This window comes from Streptomyces sp. cf386 (genome assembly GCF_900103585.1).
Taxonomy (GTDB): Bacteria; Actinomycetota; Actinomycetes; order Streptomycetales; family Streptomycetaceae; genus Streptomyces.
The window spans coordinates 168,015-184,405 of the sequence record NZ_FNHV01000002.1 but is presented as its reverse complement, the minus strand read 5'-3'; the positions used below and the strand labels follow the sequence as shown (position 1 = coordinate 184,405).

The following is a 16,391-nucleotide window of genomic DNA, read 5'->3' as shown; positions in this document are numbered from 1 at the left end:
GGCGCTACGCGTCGCGCTGCGGGTTGTAGCCGCCGAGGCTGCTCGCCGGATCGTCGATACGGCTGAGCAGCCGCCGCATGGAGCCCTGAGCGGACGAGAGATCGAGGGACGGCCAGGCGTCCAGGGGAATCTCACTGAGATCGATCAGTTCGGACTCGACTGAGGACTTCTCCATGACCCGTCCCTGCGACAGTTGAGGTGATGATACGAACGCATATAGCAAACTTGATCCCTGAAAATCACTGTTTCAGGTGGTTTCAAGCTGCTTCAGCGACCCTAATCCATCCCAGGTGTCGCACAGCACAACAGCGCGGAACCCGTCCCCGATCGAGTGACGGGAGGGCGGCGCGGGTAAGCACCCTGTGTGATTGAACTCGCGGAAATGATCGAGGAGTTGCGCAGGGAACTGACTGCGGCGCGGACCGCCGCCGCCGACGAGGACCTCTACTTCGAGGTGGGCCCGGTGGAGTTGGAGGCCGCCGTGGTGGTGGAGCGATCGGCGACGGCCGGCGGCAAGGTCCGCTTCTGGGTGGTGGAGACGGGCGCGGACGGCCGGCTGGCGGACAGCGTCACGCACCGGGTCAAGCTGACCCTTGATCCGCGCACCCGCAGCGGCGGCGGACGGGCGCCCTGGGTGAGCGGCGACGAAGCCGAGCGAGAGCGCTGAACTGGTGTTCGCTGGGGACACGCGCCGCGGCCTGGACCCGGTACGGGTGGCGGAGGTGCTGGTCCGTCCGCCCACGGCACGGGGCGCCGGACGTCGTGGTTCCGGCTACCGGGTCGGCCCGCGCTGGGTACTCACCGCGGCCCATGTCGTCCGGGACGCCGAGACCGCGACCACAGTCGTACGGTTCGAGGCCGACCGCGCCGATGAGTGGACCGCGCCCGCCCGTGTGGTGCTGGCCTCCGACAAGGCCGACGTAGCGCTCCTGGAGATCGACGGGCCCGTACCGACGGGCGTCCACACGGCCGCGGCCGTGCCGTCGCCGCCGTACGGCACCGTGGCCGACGCGGACGACGTGCTTCCGGTCACGGCCATGGGATTCCCTCGGTTCAAACTGCGCGAGGACCGGATGCGGCGGCTCGACGACGGATCACCGTCCCAGTACCGCGACTCCTGTCACGCGACCGGGTCGACCTCCGTACTGTCCAACCGCCGCGAGGGCACCCTCGAACTCGCCGTCACCCCACCCGAGTCGGACCCCGAGGCGGACCGCTCACCCTGGGAGGGCATGTCCGGCGCGGCCGTCTGGCACGACGGCATGCTCATCGGCCTCATCAGCGCGCACCACCGCGCGGACGGCCTGGGCCGCCTCGCCGCCGTCCGCGTGGACCGCTGGTACGACCTCCTGACCGACACCGAACTGGTCCTGCTGCACCGGTGCGCGGGCCTTCCCGCGTCCGCCACCGGACTCATCCGCTCCTCCTCCCCGCCGCCCGCATCGGCACAACCGGTCGGCCTGGCGGACCTGCCGGACGACCTCCCGCTGCGCGAACTCAACGGCTTGGTGGGCGCGTTGACCGCGCTGCCCACGGTGAGCGACCGCACCACCCTCGCTCTCGTCCTGGCCGGCATCGACCCGGTGATCGCCGCCATGAGCCCCCGCTCCCCCGCCCTGCGGCCGGATGTGTTCGGGATCCTGAGGACATGCCTGCGCTATCCGGGGTCCTTGGATCAATTCCTCGAAGCAATACGGTTGCTGGAGAGCGACTCGGCGGGGGTGGCCCGCGTGGACCAGGAGGCGGCGGAGTTGTCCCGGCGCCATCGCCGAGCCGACGGGAGACCCTGACCTGATATCGCGGCGCCGGGAGGACGCGGGGTTTCATCCCCGGTAGGGCGGGCCATTATCAGGGGGATGTAGCCAGATCGCATCCACAAAGGCAGTCGGGGAGGGAAGGGGTTTGGCCGTCATGGAGCCGTCTGTGGCCGCCGTCGAGTCCAACCTGGTCGATCTCGCGGGGGTATCTCTTGAAACGCTGCGCTCCATGGACAGTCGAGTTCTCGCCTCATCTCTGGAGGAACTGCAGCAACGCATCGACCGCCCGCAGGCCAGCGAGGGGGGCGACTTCAACCCCGCGGAGCGCTTCGACTGAGGACGCCAGGGCCACCCATGCGCACTGAGCCATCGCTGCCGCATCATCAGCTGCCGTCCGCCGCCCTGGCCGAACTGACCCGGGGCGAAGGCGGACCGGACACCCTGGACCTGCTGATCGGCGCCGAACGCAGCCGCCGGCTGCTGCTGTTGCGGATGCTGGACGACGCCGCGGACGTCGGGCCCGCCTGGAACCTGCTCAGCCAGGCACAGCGGCGTGCCCCCTCCGTCGTCGACGACCTGCTCATGTATCCGCAGACGGGCATGTGGCTGGCATCGGTGCTGCGTCGGCTGCGCGGGACGGTGCCGCAGGACGAGCCTCCGCTGTGGGTGGTGCTGGGACACTTCTCGGCTCTCGCCGCCGCAGCGGCGCTACGCGCGGAGCTGGACTTCACCCTCGACGTGCCGATGCGGCACGGCCGCGTGCCGCTGCCGATGCTCGGCTGCGCCGAACTGCCCGTCACCGAGCCGTGGGCGACGGCCACGGTGCGGTCCGGGGCCGGACGCGCCGTCGTCGAGGCGCACGGGGCCACAGTCGCCTTACCGGACCCGCCCGGATCACCGGGTCCCGGCTGGTATCCGGTGCGCCGGCTCGCGGTCGGTCCGGCGCAGCGGCGGCTGGAGATGACGCTGGACGACGTGGACCCGTACCGGACATACCCACGGCCGACCGAACCGCGCCCGCTGTCCGAGGAGGCGGCGGCACAGTGGCAGCAGGTGCTGGAGCGGGCCTGGGACGTGCTGCTGCGCGATCTGCCCGGGACCGCCGACGCCTTGCGGCGAGGCATGTTCTCCCTCACCCCGACCCCCGCAGGGGAAAGGTTTCGGCCACGCAGCGTGTCGGCAGGGGACGCCTTCGGCGGCATGGAGGCCTCGGAGCCGGACGACGCCGTTCAGCTGGCCGCCACCCTGGTGCACGAGTTCCAGCACACCAAGCTGGGCGGACTGCTGCATCTCACACCGCTCCTGACCGGCAGGGCCGGGGAGGACACGGCGCTCTGGTACGCGCCCTGGCGGGACGACCCCCGTCCCATCGACGGGCTGCTCCAGGGCATCTACGCGTTCATGGGAGTCACCGGCTTCTGGCGTGTGCGGCGCACCGACACCGCCGCACAGAACGCCCTGCCGCACTTCGAGTTCTCCCTGTGGCGGGCGCACGTGGCGGCGGCCATGGAGCAGATCCACCGCCACGAACGCCTCACCCCGGTCGGCTCGGCCCTGCTGGACACACTCCGTGACCGCTGCGCCGAGTGGCTGCGGGAGCCGGTGCCCGAGGCTCAGCTGGCCCTGGCCCGACTGTGCACCGACTACCACGTCGCACGCTGGCGGGCCCACCACCTGCACCCGCCGAGGCCGGCCGTGAGCGCGGCCGTGGACGCCTGGCTGACCGGCGCGAGCGGACCGCCCGGCGCTCTGTCGGCCGAGCCCGACATCGTCCCCGACCCGTCAGCGCGCTGGCTGGACAGCCTGGCGATGCTGGTCCGGCACCGCCTCGGCGGAGCCGACGACGACCGTCGTGCCCCCGAAGATCCCGAGAAGGCCGCGGCCAGGGTCAACGGAGCCCTGACCGCCGACGCCCTGCTGGCCGCGGGAGAAGCTGCCGCCGCCGGCCGGGCGTACGTCGCCCACCTGGCCGGGGAGCCCGGCCGGACCGGAGCGTGGGCGGGTCTGGGCCAGGCCCTCAAGGCGTCGGGCACCGCCTCGCAGGCGGCTCACGTCCTGTGCCACCACCCGGAACGGGTCCGAGCGGTCCACGAAGCCGTGACCCGTGCCACGAACACCGCCCCGGACCCGATCCGCCTGGCCACCTGGGTGGGCTCACCGAGCGTCACCCGGTAGGCCACCCCGTGCGCCCCACCCCGTGTCGAGTCCCGGGCGTCACAGCGGCATGGGGTCGATGTCGCAGTTGGCCCGCTCCCGCGCCCGGGTCTGCACCGTCGCCGGGTGCGGCGCGACCTCGGCCGAGCTGAGACGCGGCCGGTCCAGGACCCGCTCCATGCGCTCCAGGACGTCCGTACGCAGGGCCTCGCCCTCCGCCTCCTCGCCGAGGGCGATGAGGTCCAGAGAGAGGTTGGCCGCGCCCACCAGCGTCGTGGGGTGGTCCTCGCCCAGCCGCGTCAGGCACAGCTCCCGCGTCTTCTCGCCAAGTTCGCGGGCCTCGGCCACCCGTCCCAGGGCGCTCAGGTCGCTCGCCAGGTTGATGGCACAGGCCAGCGCGATCGGATGACTCTCGCCGAGCCGTCCGGTCAGGGATTCCAGCGCCGCCTGGTCCCGTTCCTTGGCCTCCTCCACCCGGCCCAGCAGCCGCAGGGTCACCGCCAGGTCGACGTCGGCCGCCAGGACGTGCGGGTGGTGGGGCTGGAAGAGCCGCCGGAAGCGGGCGGACGTGATCTCGCCGAGGTCCTTCGCCGCTTCCAGATCGCCGTTGTGCCGCAGTGCCACCGACAGCGCGAGCGCCGCTGTCAGCGAATCCGGGTGTGTGTCGCCGTAGCGTCGGGTGAACTGGCCGAACGCGTCGCGCGCCAGTTCCAGCGCGGTGGCGTGATCGCCCTCCTTGCGGCAGGCCTCACCGAGCTGCCGCAGGGTCCCCAGGGTCGAGGGGTTACCGGATCCGAAGACGGCCCGGAAGCCGTCGACGACCGCCTGCTGCAGGGACCGCGCACCGACGTAGTCACCGGTCTCGCGCACGTCGATGGCGATGCCGCCCTCGGTGACCAGCGACTGCTGGTGGTCACGGCCGAACAGCCGCGTCTTCAGCAAGTGCGTGTGCCGGTCCAGTTCCAGCGCGCGCTGGAACTCACCGACCAGTCGCAGACTCACCCCGAGGTTGTGCGCGGTGCTCAACGTGATCGGATCGTCGTCGCCGAACGCGCGCCGAGCCCGGTCGTAGGCCATCTCGTCCAGCTCGGCCCCCGCGGCGAACTCGCCCTGGACCCGTCGTACGGCGGCTTCGAGGTTGATCGTCTCCAGCGCGTCCTCGCGGGTGTCCTCCCGGTCCGCCGGCGCGGTACGGGCGTAGACGTCCTTCAGCTGGGCCACGAGGCGGGACGCGTCGTCGTAGCGGCCCACCTTCAGGTAGACGAAGCCCAGCCACCAGCCCATCAGGCGGGTCTGCTGGTCCTCCTCCCCGAACAGTCGCTGCCAGGTCTCCCAGGCCTGCTCGGAGAACTCACGGGCCACCGTGTGGTCCCCCCAGTACCAGAGGTACTTGGCGACGTTCATCACCAGCTCGCGCACCCACGGCTGGTCGGACTCGGTGGCGCCGGACGCGATGACATGGCCGTACAACTCGGCGTAACGCGGCCAGTTGGCGGCCTGGTTCGGGCCCTTCGGGTCGGACGCGGCCAGAAGGGTGTGGGCGCCGTTGCGCATGCGGTTCTGTTCCTCGGGGGTCATACGGTTGATCAGTACCGCCTGCACGAGCCGATGCATCTCGATCGAGTTCGTGCGGTGGTCTATCCGGGCGAGGGAGTAGCGGTTGATCTCCCGTATGGCGCGGGCGAGCCGCATGGGGTCGTTCAGAGCGCGGTCGAGTTCGGGGTCGATGCTGCTGCCGCCGAGCCCGGAGAAGATGGACCGGGAGATGGGGTCCGGCGCGAAGTAGGAGCACAACTGGAGCAGCCGCAGCGCCGTGAGGCTGCGCGTCTGCAGGTGGTCGAGGGAGACGTTCCACGCGGCCGCCACCGGAAGCTGGTAGTCCGGGGGCGGGGAGACCTCCAGCAGTTCGCTGCGCTTGTGCTCGAACAGCCGCAGGTACTCCGACACGGGCATCCCGGTCTCCGCACGCCAGGCGGCGGCCTGTTCCAGGGCCAGCGGGAGGTCACCGAGGGCCTCGGCCAGCCGGTCCGCCTCGGCGTCGTCGAGGTCGGTCCCGGAGGGACCCGAGCGGCGCAGCAGCTGCTTGCTCTCCTCCCGGGTGAAGACGTCGACCTCGAGGGAGTGGCCCACCACGCTCCACCGCCGGTTGCGGGAGGTGACCAGGATGGTGCCGCTCCCTCCGGTGGGGAAGTACTCGCGCACCCGCTCCGGACTGTCGGCGTTGTCGAAGATCAGCAGCCACCGCGAGTACGGCCGCCCCTCGCGCAGCGCCTCGCGCACCGCGGGCCCGGCGATGTTGGCCTCCGCGCTGGAGACGAGCCCGAGCCGCTGGGCGAGCTCCACGAGGGCCTGTCCGATCTGGCCCGGACGCTCGGCCGGGATCCACCAGACGATGTCGTACTCCGACTGGTGCCGGTAGGCGTACTCGATGGCCAGCTGGGTCTTCCCGACACCGCCCATGCCGTGGATGGCCTCGGGCAGCACGGTGGTGGTGCCCTCCCGGAGGCGCTCGCCAAGCCGTTCCAAAAGGTCCACGCGGCCGGTGAAGTTCGGGTTGCGCGGGGGGATGTTCCCCCAGATGCGCGGCTGTGTCGAACGCCCGCTCTCCACTGCCGGCTGCTGCGTGGTGGCCATCCCGGTCGCTCCTTCTGAAGTTGTCCCAGGCCTCGTGGGCCTCAGTTCGCCAGGGTGAAGAACATTCACAGTGCTCGGGGCGGCCCCGCCGCGGCCACCCGGGCCCTTGCGAAGACTGACGGTGTTCTGCCGGTCGTAGTCCCCGAGCGCCCGCTCCAGCCGCTCCGCCCGCGGCAGGAAACGTCCGGAAAGGGCCCGCAGCGCGGCCAGTTCGACCCGCAGGAACGCCACGTTGAACCGGGTCACGGAGGGCACGTCGGCCGTCTCGAACAGTTCGTCCGCGTCGGGCAGCACCGGTTCGGTGCCCTCCCGGACGTCCGCGAGCAGCGCCCGTACGTCGTGCAGCACCCGGGCGGTGTCCCGGCGGCGGGACAGCGCCAATAACTCCTGCCGGATGTTGGGGCCGAAGGTGTAGGCCACATCGGCCGCGCGCTCGGCGTCCGCGCCCGCGGGCCGCACAAGTCCACTCATCAGCAGCTCGGTGAGGTGCGCGGGCCCCGCACCCGGAACCGAGGCGGTCACGGCTCTCATCGCCGGCAACGACAGAGGAGCGGCGGCAAGCCGAGTGGCCAGCGCGAACGCGGTCGGCGAGGCGGCGGCCCGGAACTCCGAGACGCGCTCCCACGGCGGTACGGCGCTGGCGGGATCGGGGACGTCCTCGATCCACGGCACCGCCCGTGCGGCATCCGGGCGCCGCTTCCAGTCGCGGGCCCGCACGCCCGACATCTCCAGCCAGCCTCGGGACCGTCCGGCCACCAGGTCGGCCCAGCAGGACAGCGAACGCTCGGTCAGCTCCAGCACGGGGACCGGCACCACATCGACGCGTGCGGACGGGTCGTCGACGGGTTCGAGCGGGGAGGTCCGCAGCTCCCACCCCAGGGAGTCGTTCGGCGCCCAGGCTTCTGCGGCGCTCAGCCGCATGCGGTACACGTCCAGGCCGGTGCGGAACCACAGCCGCTGCGGCAGCAGGTGCAGGATCGCGAGCGGCTCGCTCCGGCCGAGTTCACGCAGCAGCGGCAGCACGGCGTCCGACCGCCAGCCCGCGCCCAGCCCGTCGGTCAGCACCAGTACCACCCGGTGCCCGGCGTCGGCGGGCGGAAGGTGCTCAAGCCGGATCCGGGCCGGCTCGGTGTCGTCCGAACTCAGCAGCCGTACCACGGTGATCTCGCCCAGCCGCTCCTGGCGGGCCAACGCCTCGGCCAGCTGACCGACCGTCTCGTCCCAGACCCGCATGGTCACGTGGTCGTCCAGAACCAGCAGTACGCCCGGCAGGTCCGGGGAATCAGGTCGCTCCAGTTCACTCAGAATCCGCACCACCGGGTCTACTGACGTTACGTCAGATACCGGTGCCGGCAGGGGTCGTGAGCCGTCGTCACACTGCATAAGCGCTCTCAGAGCGTCCGGTTGTGCCGGAGGGCGAGCGGAGTGAAGGAAGGAACACTGAAGAGGAGTCCCGCAGTCCGCGGGCATGCGTGACATCCACGTGCCAAGACTGGCAGCGGTCCGCGTGCGTTGCAACACGGACACAAGCCACAAAGCCGCGGTGTGAGGGCCGTCCTGACCCGGCTACAGCGTTGCCTCCGGCGTGCGGGTGAGTCAAGGACTACACGGGCCCGGGCGGGCTCGGCTTGCGCTCCGGATCGTCGAGCAGGATGGCCAGATGGCGGCCGACATGCTGGTCCCAGCCGCCCGGGCCGAGAGCCAACGCCTCCTTGCGCCACTTCCCGACCCGCTCGGCCAGGCTGCCGAGCCCCCGGTCCTCCAGTATCTCGCCGATGGCGTCCTGGAACATCGGGTCCGCGCAGTCGCTGCGGTGCCAGATCATCGCGGGTACCCCGGCCCGCAGCCCCGCGAGGATCTCCCGGCGGCCGGTGCCCGAGTCGTCGCCGGGCGGCTCGCTGAGCACCAGGCACACCGCGTGGAGGTCTTCCTTGAGCTCGCGCTCCAGATGGAAGAAGTACGCCCCGTCCTGCTCCGGACGGCTCCAGTGCGGGTGACTGTCCGCCGGGCGCTCACGCAGTTGACGCCACTTGTTGTGCCAGGGCCGGTGCCAGGCGGCCCGCTGCAGTCGCTCCAGGCTGCGCACCACCACCGGATAGTCCAGGGCCAGCGGAGTCGGGGAGACGGAGTCGGACTCCTTCGACCACCACTCCACCGGCTCGTTCAGCAGCTCCCACGGCAGGACGAACTCAAGGATCACCGGCTGCCGCAGATCGGCCCACTTCTCCTCGACCTCCTCGATCAGCCGCTCCACGGCACCCGGCAGCTCCTCCCGGCCGTGGCGGACGGTCTCGCCGCGCACGGGGTGCCAGCCCTCCGAGTCGGACTGGCGCCAGTGCGAGAGGTAGTAGTGGTCCGCCTCGATGCGGTCCGGCTCGAACTGGAGGAGCAGATACGCGGGAACAAGGGACGGCGCCGGCTGCGGGAACTCCGAGTGCTGCCAGTCCGCCAGCTCGTCGGCGACTCCCAGCTTCAGGGCTTGGCCACGGTTGAACCGGCGCAGCAGTTCCGCCTCGTCCGTCCGCCCCTCCTCCACCAGCCGGTCGGCGGACAGCGCGAGGAAGGCCAGGCTGGGCGGCAGCTCACCGGCCGGGGAGTTCTCGCCGGCCAGCCGCAGGAGGACCTGCCATGCCGTCCGACACCAGGAAGGCAGTTCCTGGACCCGGGACCGGCTCGCTCGCCGCGCCATGGCGGCGAGGTCCGACGAGGGCAGGGACGACAGCACGGGCCTCAGGTCGCCGAGGTCGGCGTGCCGGAAGAAGTCGACGGCCTCCCACTCGTCCACGAGCGGCCACAGCTCGGCGACCGTCGCCGACTCCTGTTCCACGTACTCCAGCGACCGCACCAGACAGGCCAGGCCGTCGCCCACCTGTGTGCATCTCTTCACCACTTGCAGCAACCAGGGCCGCAGCCGGTCGCCACCGAAGGGTTCCACGGGCGAGTCCAGTTCGTCGGCGAGCATCTCCCGCCATAACTCGCGGCTGCCCGCCTGGTTCACCGTGGCCGCACGTTGCAGAGCGTCCACGATGGAGACGACCAGCCTGTTGCGGGCCCGCTCAAGACCACGTCCCGCATCCCCGTTGTCACGATCCGTCACCCCGTTACCTCCAGACAGCCGCCAAGGTGCCCTGATGGTGCCGACCAGGGTAAGGCCGCCGAGCGGGGCCTGGCAGGAGGTCGGCCATGCCCGGGGCATCGCCCGCGGGCACCGCCGGGGACCCGGCGTGAAAATCCCTCGCTCACGACGTGAACATCCTCCGCTTACGACGTGAAAGTCCCGTGCTTGACGGACGCTCACGCGGCAAGGCTCACGGCATGAACCAAACGAATATGCCGACCCCCGCACCGGACTTCCTCCCCGGCCTCGAACTCTCCCGCCGCTTCTACACCGACGCCGTACGCCCACTGCTGGAGGAGGCCGCCCCGGGCATCCCCCACTCCGCCGCGCGCATAGGCAGCGGCTCCGAGGTCCTCGGCTACGACACCCCGCGCTCCGCCGACCACGAATGGGGCCCGCGCCTCCAGGTCTTCCTGCACCGCCACGACGTCCCCCGGCACGCCGCCCGCATCAGACACGTACTCGCCGAGCACCTCCCGAAGACGTTCCTCGGCCATCCCACGAACTTCGCCCCCACCGGCGAGACGAACGGCGACATCCGCGTCATGCGGCGCACCGACGGCCCCGTCCACCACCGCGTCGAAGTGACCGGCACCTCCACCTGGTTCACCGACACCCTCGGCTTCGACCCGGCGCAGGACATCACCCCGGCCGACTGGCTGGCCACCCCGACCCAGCTCCTCGCCGAGGTCACCGCGGGCGCCGTCTTCCACGACGGACTGCACACCCTCACGCCGTTACGCCGCGCGCTGCGCTGGTACCCCCACGACGTCTGGCTGTACGCCCTGGCCTGCCAGTGGCAGCGCGTCGCGCAGGAGGAGGCCTTCGTGGGCCGCTGCGGCGAGGTCGGCGACGAGTTGGGCTCCGCCGTCACCGCCGCCCGCCTGGCCCGTGACCTGATGCGGCTCAGCCTCCTGATGGACCGCCGCTACCCGCCGTACGGCAAATGGCTGGGCAGCGCCTTCGCCCGCACCGCCGCCGGCCCCCGGCTGTCCCCCGTCCTGACGGCGGCCCTCGCCGCCACCGACTGGCACGCGCGCGAGCAGCACCTCGTCCACGCCTACGAGATCGTCGCGCACCAGCACAACCAGCTCCACCTGACCGACCGCGTCGACCCGGCCACGCGCGCGTACCACTCCCGCCCCTTCCAGGTCCTGCGCGCCGACCGCTTCACCGAGGCCCTGACCGCCCGCATCACCGACCCGGCCCTCAAGGACCTGCCGCCCGTCGGGGCGGTGGACCAGTTCGCCGACAGTACGGACGTCCTGACGCGCCCTGCCCTGACCAGGGCGTTCACCACGACGGTCCAGCAGACGCGGCAGGAACGTCGTACGCCGCCACTGCCTTCAGTTCCTGCGCCACGGCATCACCGATCATCCCCGCGGCACCCGCACCCGCGTGGCTGACGACGGTGAGCGTGTAGGCATCGACAGTGTGGACGAGGCAGAGGTTCGCCGTGCCGGGCGGGGAGAGCTGCGGCAGGGGGACGACGCGCGACAGGCGGCGGCCGTGCAAGTGGCTCGGGTTGTCCCGCCACTTGAAGGCGGTGCACAGACTCGTGGTGGCCTCGGGGCGCGCCAGGTTCCTGGCCATCACCCCGGCCAGCAACGGCACGGCACGCGCGGCCGACTGCAGCGTGGGAAGGATCGCGCGGTGGGCGTCGAGGCGGCGCGGGAACGCCGCGACCAGGTCCTGGCACGCCTGGAGCCGGGCCACCGGGGACTCGACGTCGACGGGCAGCGGGATGCGCAGCGCGGTGACGCCGTTGCCGAGCCGCTGGGCGTCGTGCCGGGTCCGCAGGTCGACCGGCACCGTGGCGTAGAAGGGGGTTGATCCGCCGGGCCAGGAGCGCAGCGGGCCGTAGCAGGCGCCCAGGGCGCCGGCGTAAGCGCTGAGCAGCAGTTCGTTGAGCGTCGCGCCCCGCCCGTCGGCCGGCCGGCGGCGCGCCGCACGCATCACCTGCGGGTCGAGCCCGACCACGGCCACCGACGGCCGCGGTGCACCGGAGGGAGCCGTGGGCAGGGGGCGGCCGGTGGCCCCGATGCGGCGCAACTCCCTGCCCACGGTGGCGGGACGGACGGACGGGCGCGGCCCCGCCGTCGCGAGCCGATGTGCCGCCGGGGACGGCGGTTCGGCGTCGTCCATCAGCAGCCGGAAGAGGGTCTCCAGGGATCTGCCGTCCAGCAGCGCGTGATCGGCGAGCAGTACGACGGCGTGCTCGCCCACCGGAGTGGCGGCCCGCGTCACCACCAGCCGCCACAGGGGCCGTTCGGCCGGCAGCGGGCGGCTCACGCCTTCGGCCAGCAGCGATTCGAGATCCTGGTCCGTGGTGGTGACATGCGCACCGGGATCGAACGACCGGGCGGCCGCCCACCGGTGCCCCGACAGCGCCGACGGCCCGGCGGGAAGCTCCAGGGCCCGACTCATCCGCTCCAGCCCGCCCCACCGTTCACGGACCCGGGACTGCATCTCGGCCGGCTCGAACGGCGTTCCGGGAAACACCGCGGCGATGCCGATCGTCCCCGGGAGCCCGTTGCGGAGGTGCCCTTCTTCGATGGCGGTCAACCTCATGGGACGAACCCTCCGCTGATCAGCCGTGCGGCGAATCGAGGACGACGCAGGCGTTGTGGCCCCCGAAGGCGAAACTGTTGCTGATCACCGGGCCGTTCGGGATCTTGCGCGGTTCACCGGTGACCACGTCCAGTTCGCACCGGGGATCCAGCCGGGTGAGACACGCGGTCGGCGGCGCGAACCCTTCCCGCACCGACCAGGCCGTGATCACCGCTTCCAGCGCCCCCGCCAGCCCCAGACCGTGCCCGGTCACCGACTTGGGCGCGGTGACCGGCACCCGGCCGGGACCGAACAGAGCCGCGATGGCCTGCGCCTCCGCGATGTCGTTCAACTCGGTGCCGGTGCCGTGCGCGTTGACATGGGTGACGGCCTCCGCGGTCGTCCCGGCGTCGGCGAGCGCCTGCTCCATGCACGCCCGTGCCCCGGCCCCGTCGGGATGCGGCGCGGTGAGGTGGTGGGCGTCGGACGTACGGCCGTACCCGGTCAGCGTGGCGTAGATCCGGGCGCCCCGCGCCTGCGCGAGGTCCAGCCGCTCCAGCACCAGGAAGGCCGCCCCTTCTGCGAGGACGAAACCCTGCCGCCCGGCGTCGAACGGCCGTGACGCGGCGGCGGGATCCGCGCACTCGGTGACCATCGCACCGGCCCGCCCGAAGGCCAGCGCGGTCGTCGGCGTCAGAGGGCTGTCATGACCGCCCGCCACCACGACGTCCGCGCACCCCGCCCGGATCATCTGCATCGCCTCACCCACCGCGTGCGTCCCGGAGGCGCACGCGGTGGAGACCGTCAGACTGGGGCCGGTGATCCCGAGCCGGGCACTGATCCAGTACGCACCCGCGTTGTGCATCAGCCGGGGCGCGTAGAGCACATCGGGACGCCCGATGCCGTTCTCCTGGCTGATCACCCCGCCGTACCCGGTACCGGTGACCACCGCCCGCCGACCGGCCTCGACCCGCAGCCCGCCGGCGTCCTCGACGGCGTCCACGGCCGCGCACACCGCCAACTGCACCGACCGGTCGGCCCGCCGCACCTCCTTGGGCGTCAGGTAACCGGTCGGGTCGAAGTCGGTCATCGGACACGCGGGGTATACGACGGTGCCCTCGTCGTCGAACGTGTGCAGCACGGTCGCCGTACGGCCCTGTACGAGGCTCTCCCACAGCGCCGCCGGAGTCGCTCCGGCGGCGCAGCGGACGCCCAGGCCCGTGACGGCGACAGCGGGTCGGCGGGTCACCGGGCGACGGGGGTGTGGGCGGGCCGGGCGCGCAGGCTCACGATGAGGTCGGCGACATCACCCACGGTGGACACGCCCCTCTTGTCGGTCCCCCGCAAGGACACCCCGAACAACTCCTCGGACGCCGCCTCCAGTTCGGTGATGTCCAGGCTGTCGGCTCCCAGGTCGGCGACCAGCCGGGCCTGCGGCACGACCGCCTCCGGCGGCACCGACATCACCCGCGCGCACAGCGGGCGCAGCGCTTCCCATACGTCGCCGTGTTCCACATCCATGCAACTGCCTCCATCTCCTGGTGCCGTCAGGGCTGACTCACCCCGACGGCGTCGCCGTCCGAGCCCATGTCCCGAACTCCGTGACGACCGCGTCGCCGAGCCGTCTCGCGTCGTCCGGGCGCAGGTTGCACACCACGGTGAGGGTGAACGCGTCCCCCGCCTGGGCCAGGGCGAAGCTGACGGTGCCCGGATGCTGCAAGGGCGGCAGCCCGACGGTGCGCACGAGCCGACGCCCCTCGAAGGTGCTCGGCCCACCGGGCCACTTCATGGCTGTGGTCGCGGTCGCCGCGAAACAGGAGCGGCGACCGCGGTTGGTCAGCAGCCTGGTCACCCACGGGCCGGTCCGCCGTACCGCTTCGGTGGCGGGGAACAACATCCCCGCGTGGACGGCGGCCCGCTCGGGGACCGAGGCCAACGCGGCCTGACACGCCCGCAGCCGCGCCACGGGCCCGTCCACGTCGACGGGCAACGGAACCCGAACCACCGTGAGCGTGTTCCCGAGTTCCCGCGGATTCGCCCGGGTGCGCAGATCGCACGGTACGGCCGTGTACGCGGGTTCGTCCCGCTGCCGCCACCCGCGCACCGGACCGTACCGGGCCCGCAGCGCCCCGGCGACCGCCCCGACCAGCAGTTCGTTCAGCGTCGCGCCCCGGCCGTCGGCGGGCTGCCGGCGCGCGGACCGGACCAGATGCGCGGGCAGTTCACTCACCGCGACCGAGGGATACGTCTCCTGCGGCGACCGCATCGGAAGGGCCTGCCCCACGGCCGCCATCGCCCTGAGCTCCCGGCCCGCGGCGCGCAGCCCCGCACGCGTGAGCGGCGCCGACCGCGCCGAATCCCTCGCCACCACGGGGCTGTCCGTCAACAAACGCATCAGCGTCGCCAGGGAACGTCCGTCCAGCAGCACGTGCTGGGCCACGAGGGCCAGGGCGAACCCGCCGCCGTACGCCGCGTCCGGGACCACGAAGAGCCGCCAGGGCGGGACCGCGCCGGTGAGCGGCCGGTCCACGCTCTGCGCCCACAGGTCATCCAACTTGCTGCGGGCCACGGTGACATGCGTGACGGGATCGAACGGCCCCGGTACGACCCACCGCACGCGCCGCCGCCGGAAGGGCCCCCGCCGGGCTGTCCCGCCGCTCCCGGGACGGTCCAGCACGCAGTTCATCCGCTCCAGGCCCGTCCACCGCTCGGCGACGCGCGCCCGCACCTGATCCACATCCGGTTGTTCACCGGAGAAGACCGCCGCCAGGCCGATGACTCCCGGACACCCGTTGAGCAACAGCATCTCGTCGGCACAGGACAGTCTCATGCGACAGGTCGCCCACCCTTCCTGGTAAACGAGCTCACCCTACACGCAGGGTTACGGACCTTCACTCAACGTGTGCGACGCGTTCAACAGTCCAACGCCCGCCCCGTGCTGGAGCGGGCGTCGGACCGAACGCTTCACGCGCTCTACTTGAGCGCCGCGCTGTTGCAGCCCATGTCCGAACCGAGGTGGGTGGACTGCGCGCCCGGGTTGCCCTCGCCGTTGAGCGCGCCGCCGAGCAGGGCGTTGAGGGCGCCGACGCTGCCGAGGACGTCGATGTTCATGTCGTGCGAGCGGCACTCGATGCCCTGCGAGATGTCCAGGTCGTGAGCTCCCCCCTCGCCGTGGGCGACGGCGGTGCCGACGCCGAAGGAGCCGACGGTGCCGAGGACGGCGCCCACGAGGGCGACCTTCTGAAGCTTGCGCATTTCTTCTCCGTTGGTCGAGCGGATGTGCTGTGCAGCAGATCGAGTTGGAACGGTGGACAACTACGGAAAGGCAGCTCAGCCGAGCCGCGGCAGACCCAACTGGCCCACCGGGGGCGCCTGGACCTGTCCGAGGCCGAGCCCGGGCACCTGCGGCGGACCGGCCGTCGGGACCAGCGGGTTGATGAGCGGGTTCACCTGGGGGTTCACCTGCGGGTTCACCTGCGGGGCGACCCGCGGCGGGGGCTCCGGGTTGAACACCTGGGGCGCGTTGACCTGCGGGGCGACCTGCGGCATGACCTGCGGCGCCGTCTGCGGGGTGACCTGCGGCACGACCTGGGACACCGGCGACTGAGGGGCCGACTGCGGTGCGGAGTGCGACGGGGTGGAGGCCTGCGCGGCGCCGTTCGACTGCGCCGAGGCGGAGGCGTAACCGCCCTGCGGCCGGGGGGCGGGAGCGGGCGCCGGAGCCGGGGCGGGGGCAGGGGCCGGGGCCGGAGCGGGCGGCGGGGCCGGGGGCGCGTGCTGAGGCGCCGGGGCCGGTGCCGCGTACTGGGGGTGGGCCTGCGGGGTGGAGGCCTGAGCGACACCCGTCGAACGGGCCTCCGCCACGGCGTACTGGGGCGGCGGGTACTGGGGAGCGGGCGCCGGGGCGTACTGGGGCGGCGGCGCGTACTGCGGGACAGGTGCCGGAGCAGCGTAGTACTGAGGCGGCGCGTACTGGGGGGCAGGCGCCGGGGCGTACTGAGCCGGGTATTCGGGAGCGGGTGCCGGAGCACCGTACCCATAGGGATATTCGGCCGCCTCGCTTACGCCGGCGCCGATGGCGGACAATCCGCCGGCCGCCGCTACGACGAGCGCGGCCTTGTGAAGCTTGCGCATGGAACCCTCGGCCCTTCATTACCTGTGCAGGGAATCCGTATTCA

Annotated in this window: 14 protein-coding genes; 5 read left to right on the top strand and 9 right to left on the bottom strand. The window is 72.0% G+C overall.

Annotated features, from left to right (window positions below; all coding sequences use genetic code 11):
• Positions 1-4 precede the first annotated feature (4 nt).
• Positions 5-175: a hypothetical protein gene (locus BLU79_RS48090; RefSeq protein WP_177000873.1), complete on the bottom strand. Its 171-nt coding sequence runs from the start codon at positions 173-175 to the stop codon at positions 5-7.
• Between the two features lie 189 nt (positions 176-364).
• Here BLU79_RS48090 and BLU79_RS48085 point away from each other — a divergent pair, with 189 nt between their 5' ends.
• The 4 genes from BLU79_RS48085 to BLU79_RS05015 all read left to right on the top strand — a co-directional run bounded on the left by BLU79_RS48085 (position 365) and on the right by BLU79_RS05015 (position 3,932).
• The gene (locus BLU79_RS48085) at positions 365-667 is read left to right on the top strand and encodes a trypco2 family protein (protein ID WP_093904382.1); all 303 of its coding nucleotides are present in this window, start codon (positions 365-367) and stop codon (positions 665-667) included.
• A gap of 4 nt (positions 668-671) precedes the next feature.
• The gene (locus BLU79_RS05025) at positions 672-1,790 is read left to right on the top strand and encodes an effector-associated domain 2-containing protein (protein ID WP_177000872.1); all 1,119 of its coding nucleotides are present in this window, start codon (positions 672-674) and stop codon (positions 1,788-1,790) included.
• Between the two features lie 133 nt (positions 1,791-1,923).
• Positions 1,924-2,094 (top strand): hypothetical protein, encoded by a 171-nt coding sequence (locus BLU79_RS48080; RefSeq protein ID WP_177000871.1) that lies wholly within the window; start codon positions 1,924-1,926, stop codon positions 2,092-2,094.
• Positions 2,095-2,111: 17 nt separating this feature from the next.
• Positions 2,112-3,932, top strand: coding sequence for an HEXXH motif domain-containing protein (locus BLU79_RS05015; protein WP_093904379.1), 1,821 nt, complete (start codon positions 2,112-2,114; stop codon positions 3,930-3,932).
• Positions 3,933-3,971: 39 nt separating this feature from the next.
• Here BLU79_RS05015 and fxsT read toward each other — a convergent pair whose 3' ends face one another.
• Entirely contained in the window at positions 3,972-7,859 is a 3,888-nt protein-coding gene (gene fxsT, locus BLU79_RS05010; protein ID WP_177000870.1) for an FxSxx-COOH system tetratricopeptide repeat protein, read from the bottom strand.
• Positions 7,860-8,148: 289 nt separating this feature from the next.
• Positions 8,149-9,642, bottom strand: a complete 1,494-nt coding sequence (locus BLU79_RS05005) for a VMAP-C domain-containing protein (protein ID WP_093904377.1) — start codon at positions 9,640-9,642, stop codon at positions 8,149-8,151.
• 233 nt (positions 9,643-9,875) lie between these two features.
• Between BLU79_RS05005 and BLU79_RS05000 the strand changes: the two genes are divergently transcribed.
• Positions 9,876-11,069: a DUF4037 domain-containing protein gene (locus tag BLU79_RS05000; RefSeq protein ID WP_093904376.1), complete on the top strand. Its 1,194-nt coding sequence runs from the start codon at positions 9,876-9,878 to the stop codon at positions 11,067-11,069.
• Here BLU79_RS05000 and BLU79_RS04995 read toward each other — a convergent pair.
• The 6 genes from BLU79_RS04995 to BLU79_RS04970 all read right to left on the bottom strand — a co-directional run bounded on the left by BLU79_RS04995 (position 10,957) and on the right by BLU79_RS04970 (position 16,347).
• A complete protein-coding gene (locus BLU79_RS04995; protein ID WP_093904375.1) occupies positions 10,957-12,234 on the bottom strand; it encodes a wax ester/triacylglycerol synthase domain-containing protein in 1,278 nt (425 codons plus the stop codon). The genes BLU79_RS05000 and BLU79_RS04995 overlap by 113 nt on opposite strands.
• A gap of 19 nt (positions 12,235-12,253) precedes the next feature.
• Positions 12,254-13,462: a beta-ketoacyl-[acyl-carrier-protein] synthase family protein gene (locus tag BLU79_RS04990; RefSeq protein WP_093904374.1), complete on the bottom strand. Its 1,209-nt coding sequence runs from the start codon at positions 13,460-13,462 to the stop codon at positions 12,254-12,256.
• Complete coding sequence (locus BLU79_RS04985) at positions 13,459-13,734, bottom strand: acyl carrier protein (protein ID WP_093904373.1); 276 nt, start codon at positions 13,732-13,734, stop codon at positions 13,459-13,461. The genes BLU79_RS04990 and BLU79_RS04985 overlap by 4 nt, the downstream gene beginning before the upstream one ends.
• Before the next feature lie 37 nt (positions 13,735-13,771).
• Positions 13,772-15,043, bottom strand: a complete 1,272-nt coding sequence (locus BLU79_RS04980) for a WS/DGAT domain-containing protein (RefSeq protein ID WP_093904372.1) — start codon at positions 15,041-15,043, stop codon at positions 13,772-13,774.
• Between the two features lie 143 nt (positions 15,044-15,186).
• The gene (locus BLU79_RS04975) at positions 15,187-15,468 is read right to left on the bottom strand and encodes a hypothetical protein (RefSeq protein WP_093904371.1); all 282 of its coding nucleotides are present in this window, start codon (positions 15,466-15,468) and stop codon (positions 15,187-15,189) included.
• 75 nt (positions 15,469-15,543) lie between these two features.
• The gene (locus BLU79_RS04970; RefSeq protein WP_093904370.1) at positions 15,544-16,347 is read right to left on the bottom strand and encodes a hypothetical protein; all 804 of its coding nucleotides are present in this window, start codon (positions 16,345-16,347) and stop codon (positions 15,544-15,546) included.
• Positions 16,348-16,391: the final 44 nt, after the last annotated feature.

Coding starts and splice junctions, on each gene's coding strand:
- BLU79_RS48090 (WP_177000873.1), bottom strand. CDS start 175: ATGGAGAAGTCCTCAGTCGAGTCCGAACTGATCGATCTCAGTGAGATT.
- BLU79_RS05015 (WP_093904379.1), top strand. CDS start 2,112: ATGCGCACTGAGCCATCGCTGCCGCATCATCAGCTGCCGTCCGCCGCC.
- BLU79_RS05000 (WP_093904376.1), top strand. CDS start 9,876: ATGCCGACCCCCGCACCGGACTTCCTCCCCGGCCTCGAACTCTCCCGC.
- BLU79_RS04995 (WP_093904375.1), bottom strand. CDS start 12,234: ATGAGGTTGACCGCCATCGAAGAAGGGCACCTCCGCAACGGGCTCCCG.
- BLU79_RS04985 (WP_093904373.1), bottom strand. CDS start 13,734: ATGGATGTGGAACACGGCGACGTATGGGAAGCGCTGCGCCCGCTGTGC.
- BLU79_RS04980 (WP_093904372.1), bottom strand. CDS start 15,043: ATGAGACTGTCCTGTGCCGACGAGATGCTGTTGCTCAACGGGTGTCCG.
- BLU79_RS04975 (WP_093904371.1), bottom strand. CDS start 15,468: ATGCGCAAGCTTCAGAAGGTCGCCCTCGTGGGCGCCGTCCTCGGCACC.
- BLU79_RS04970 (WP_093904370.1), bottom strand. CDS start 16,347: ATGCGCAAGCTTCACAAGGCCGCGCTCGTCGTAGCGGCGGCCGGCGGA.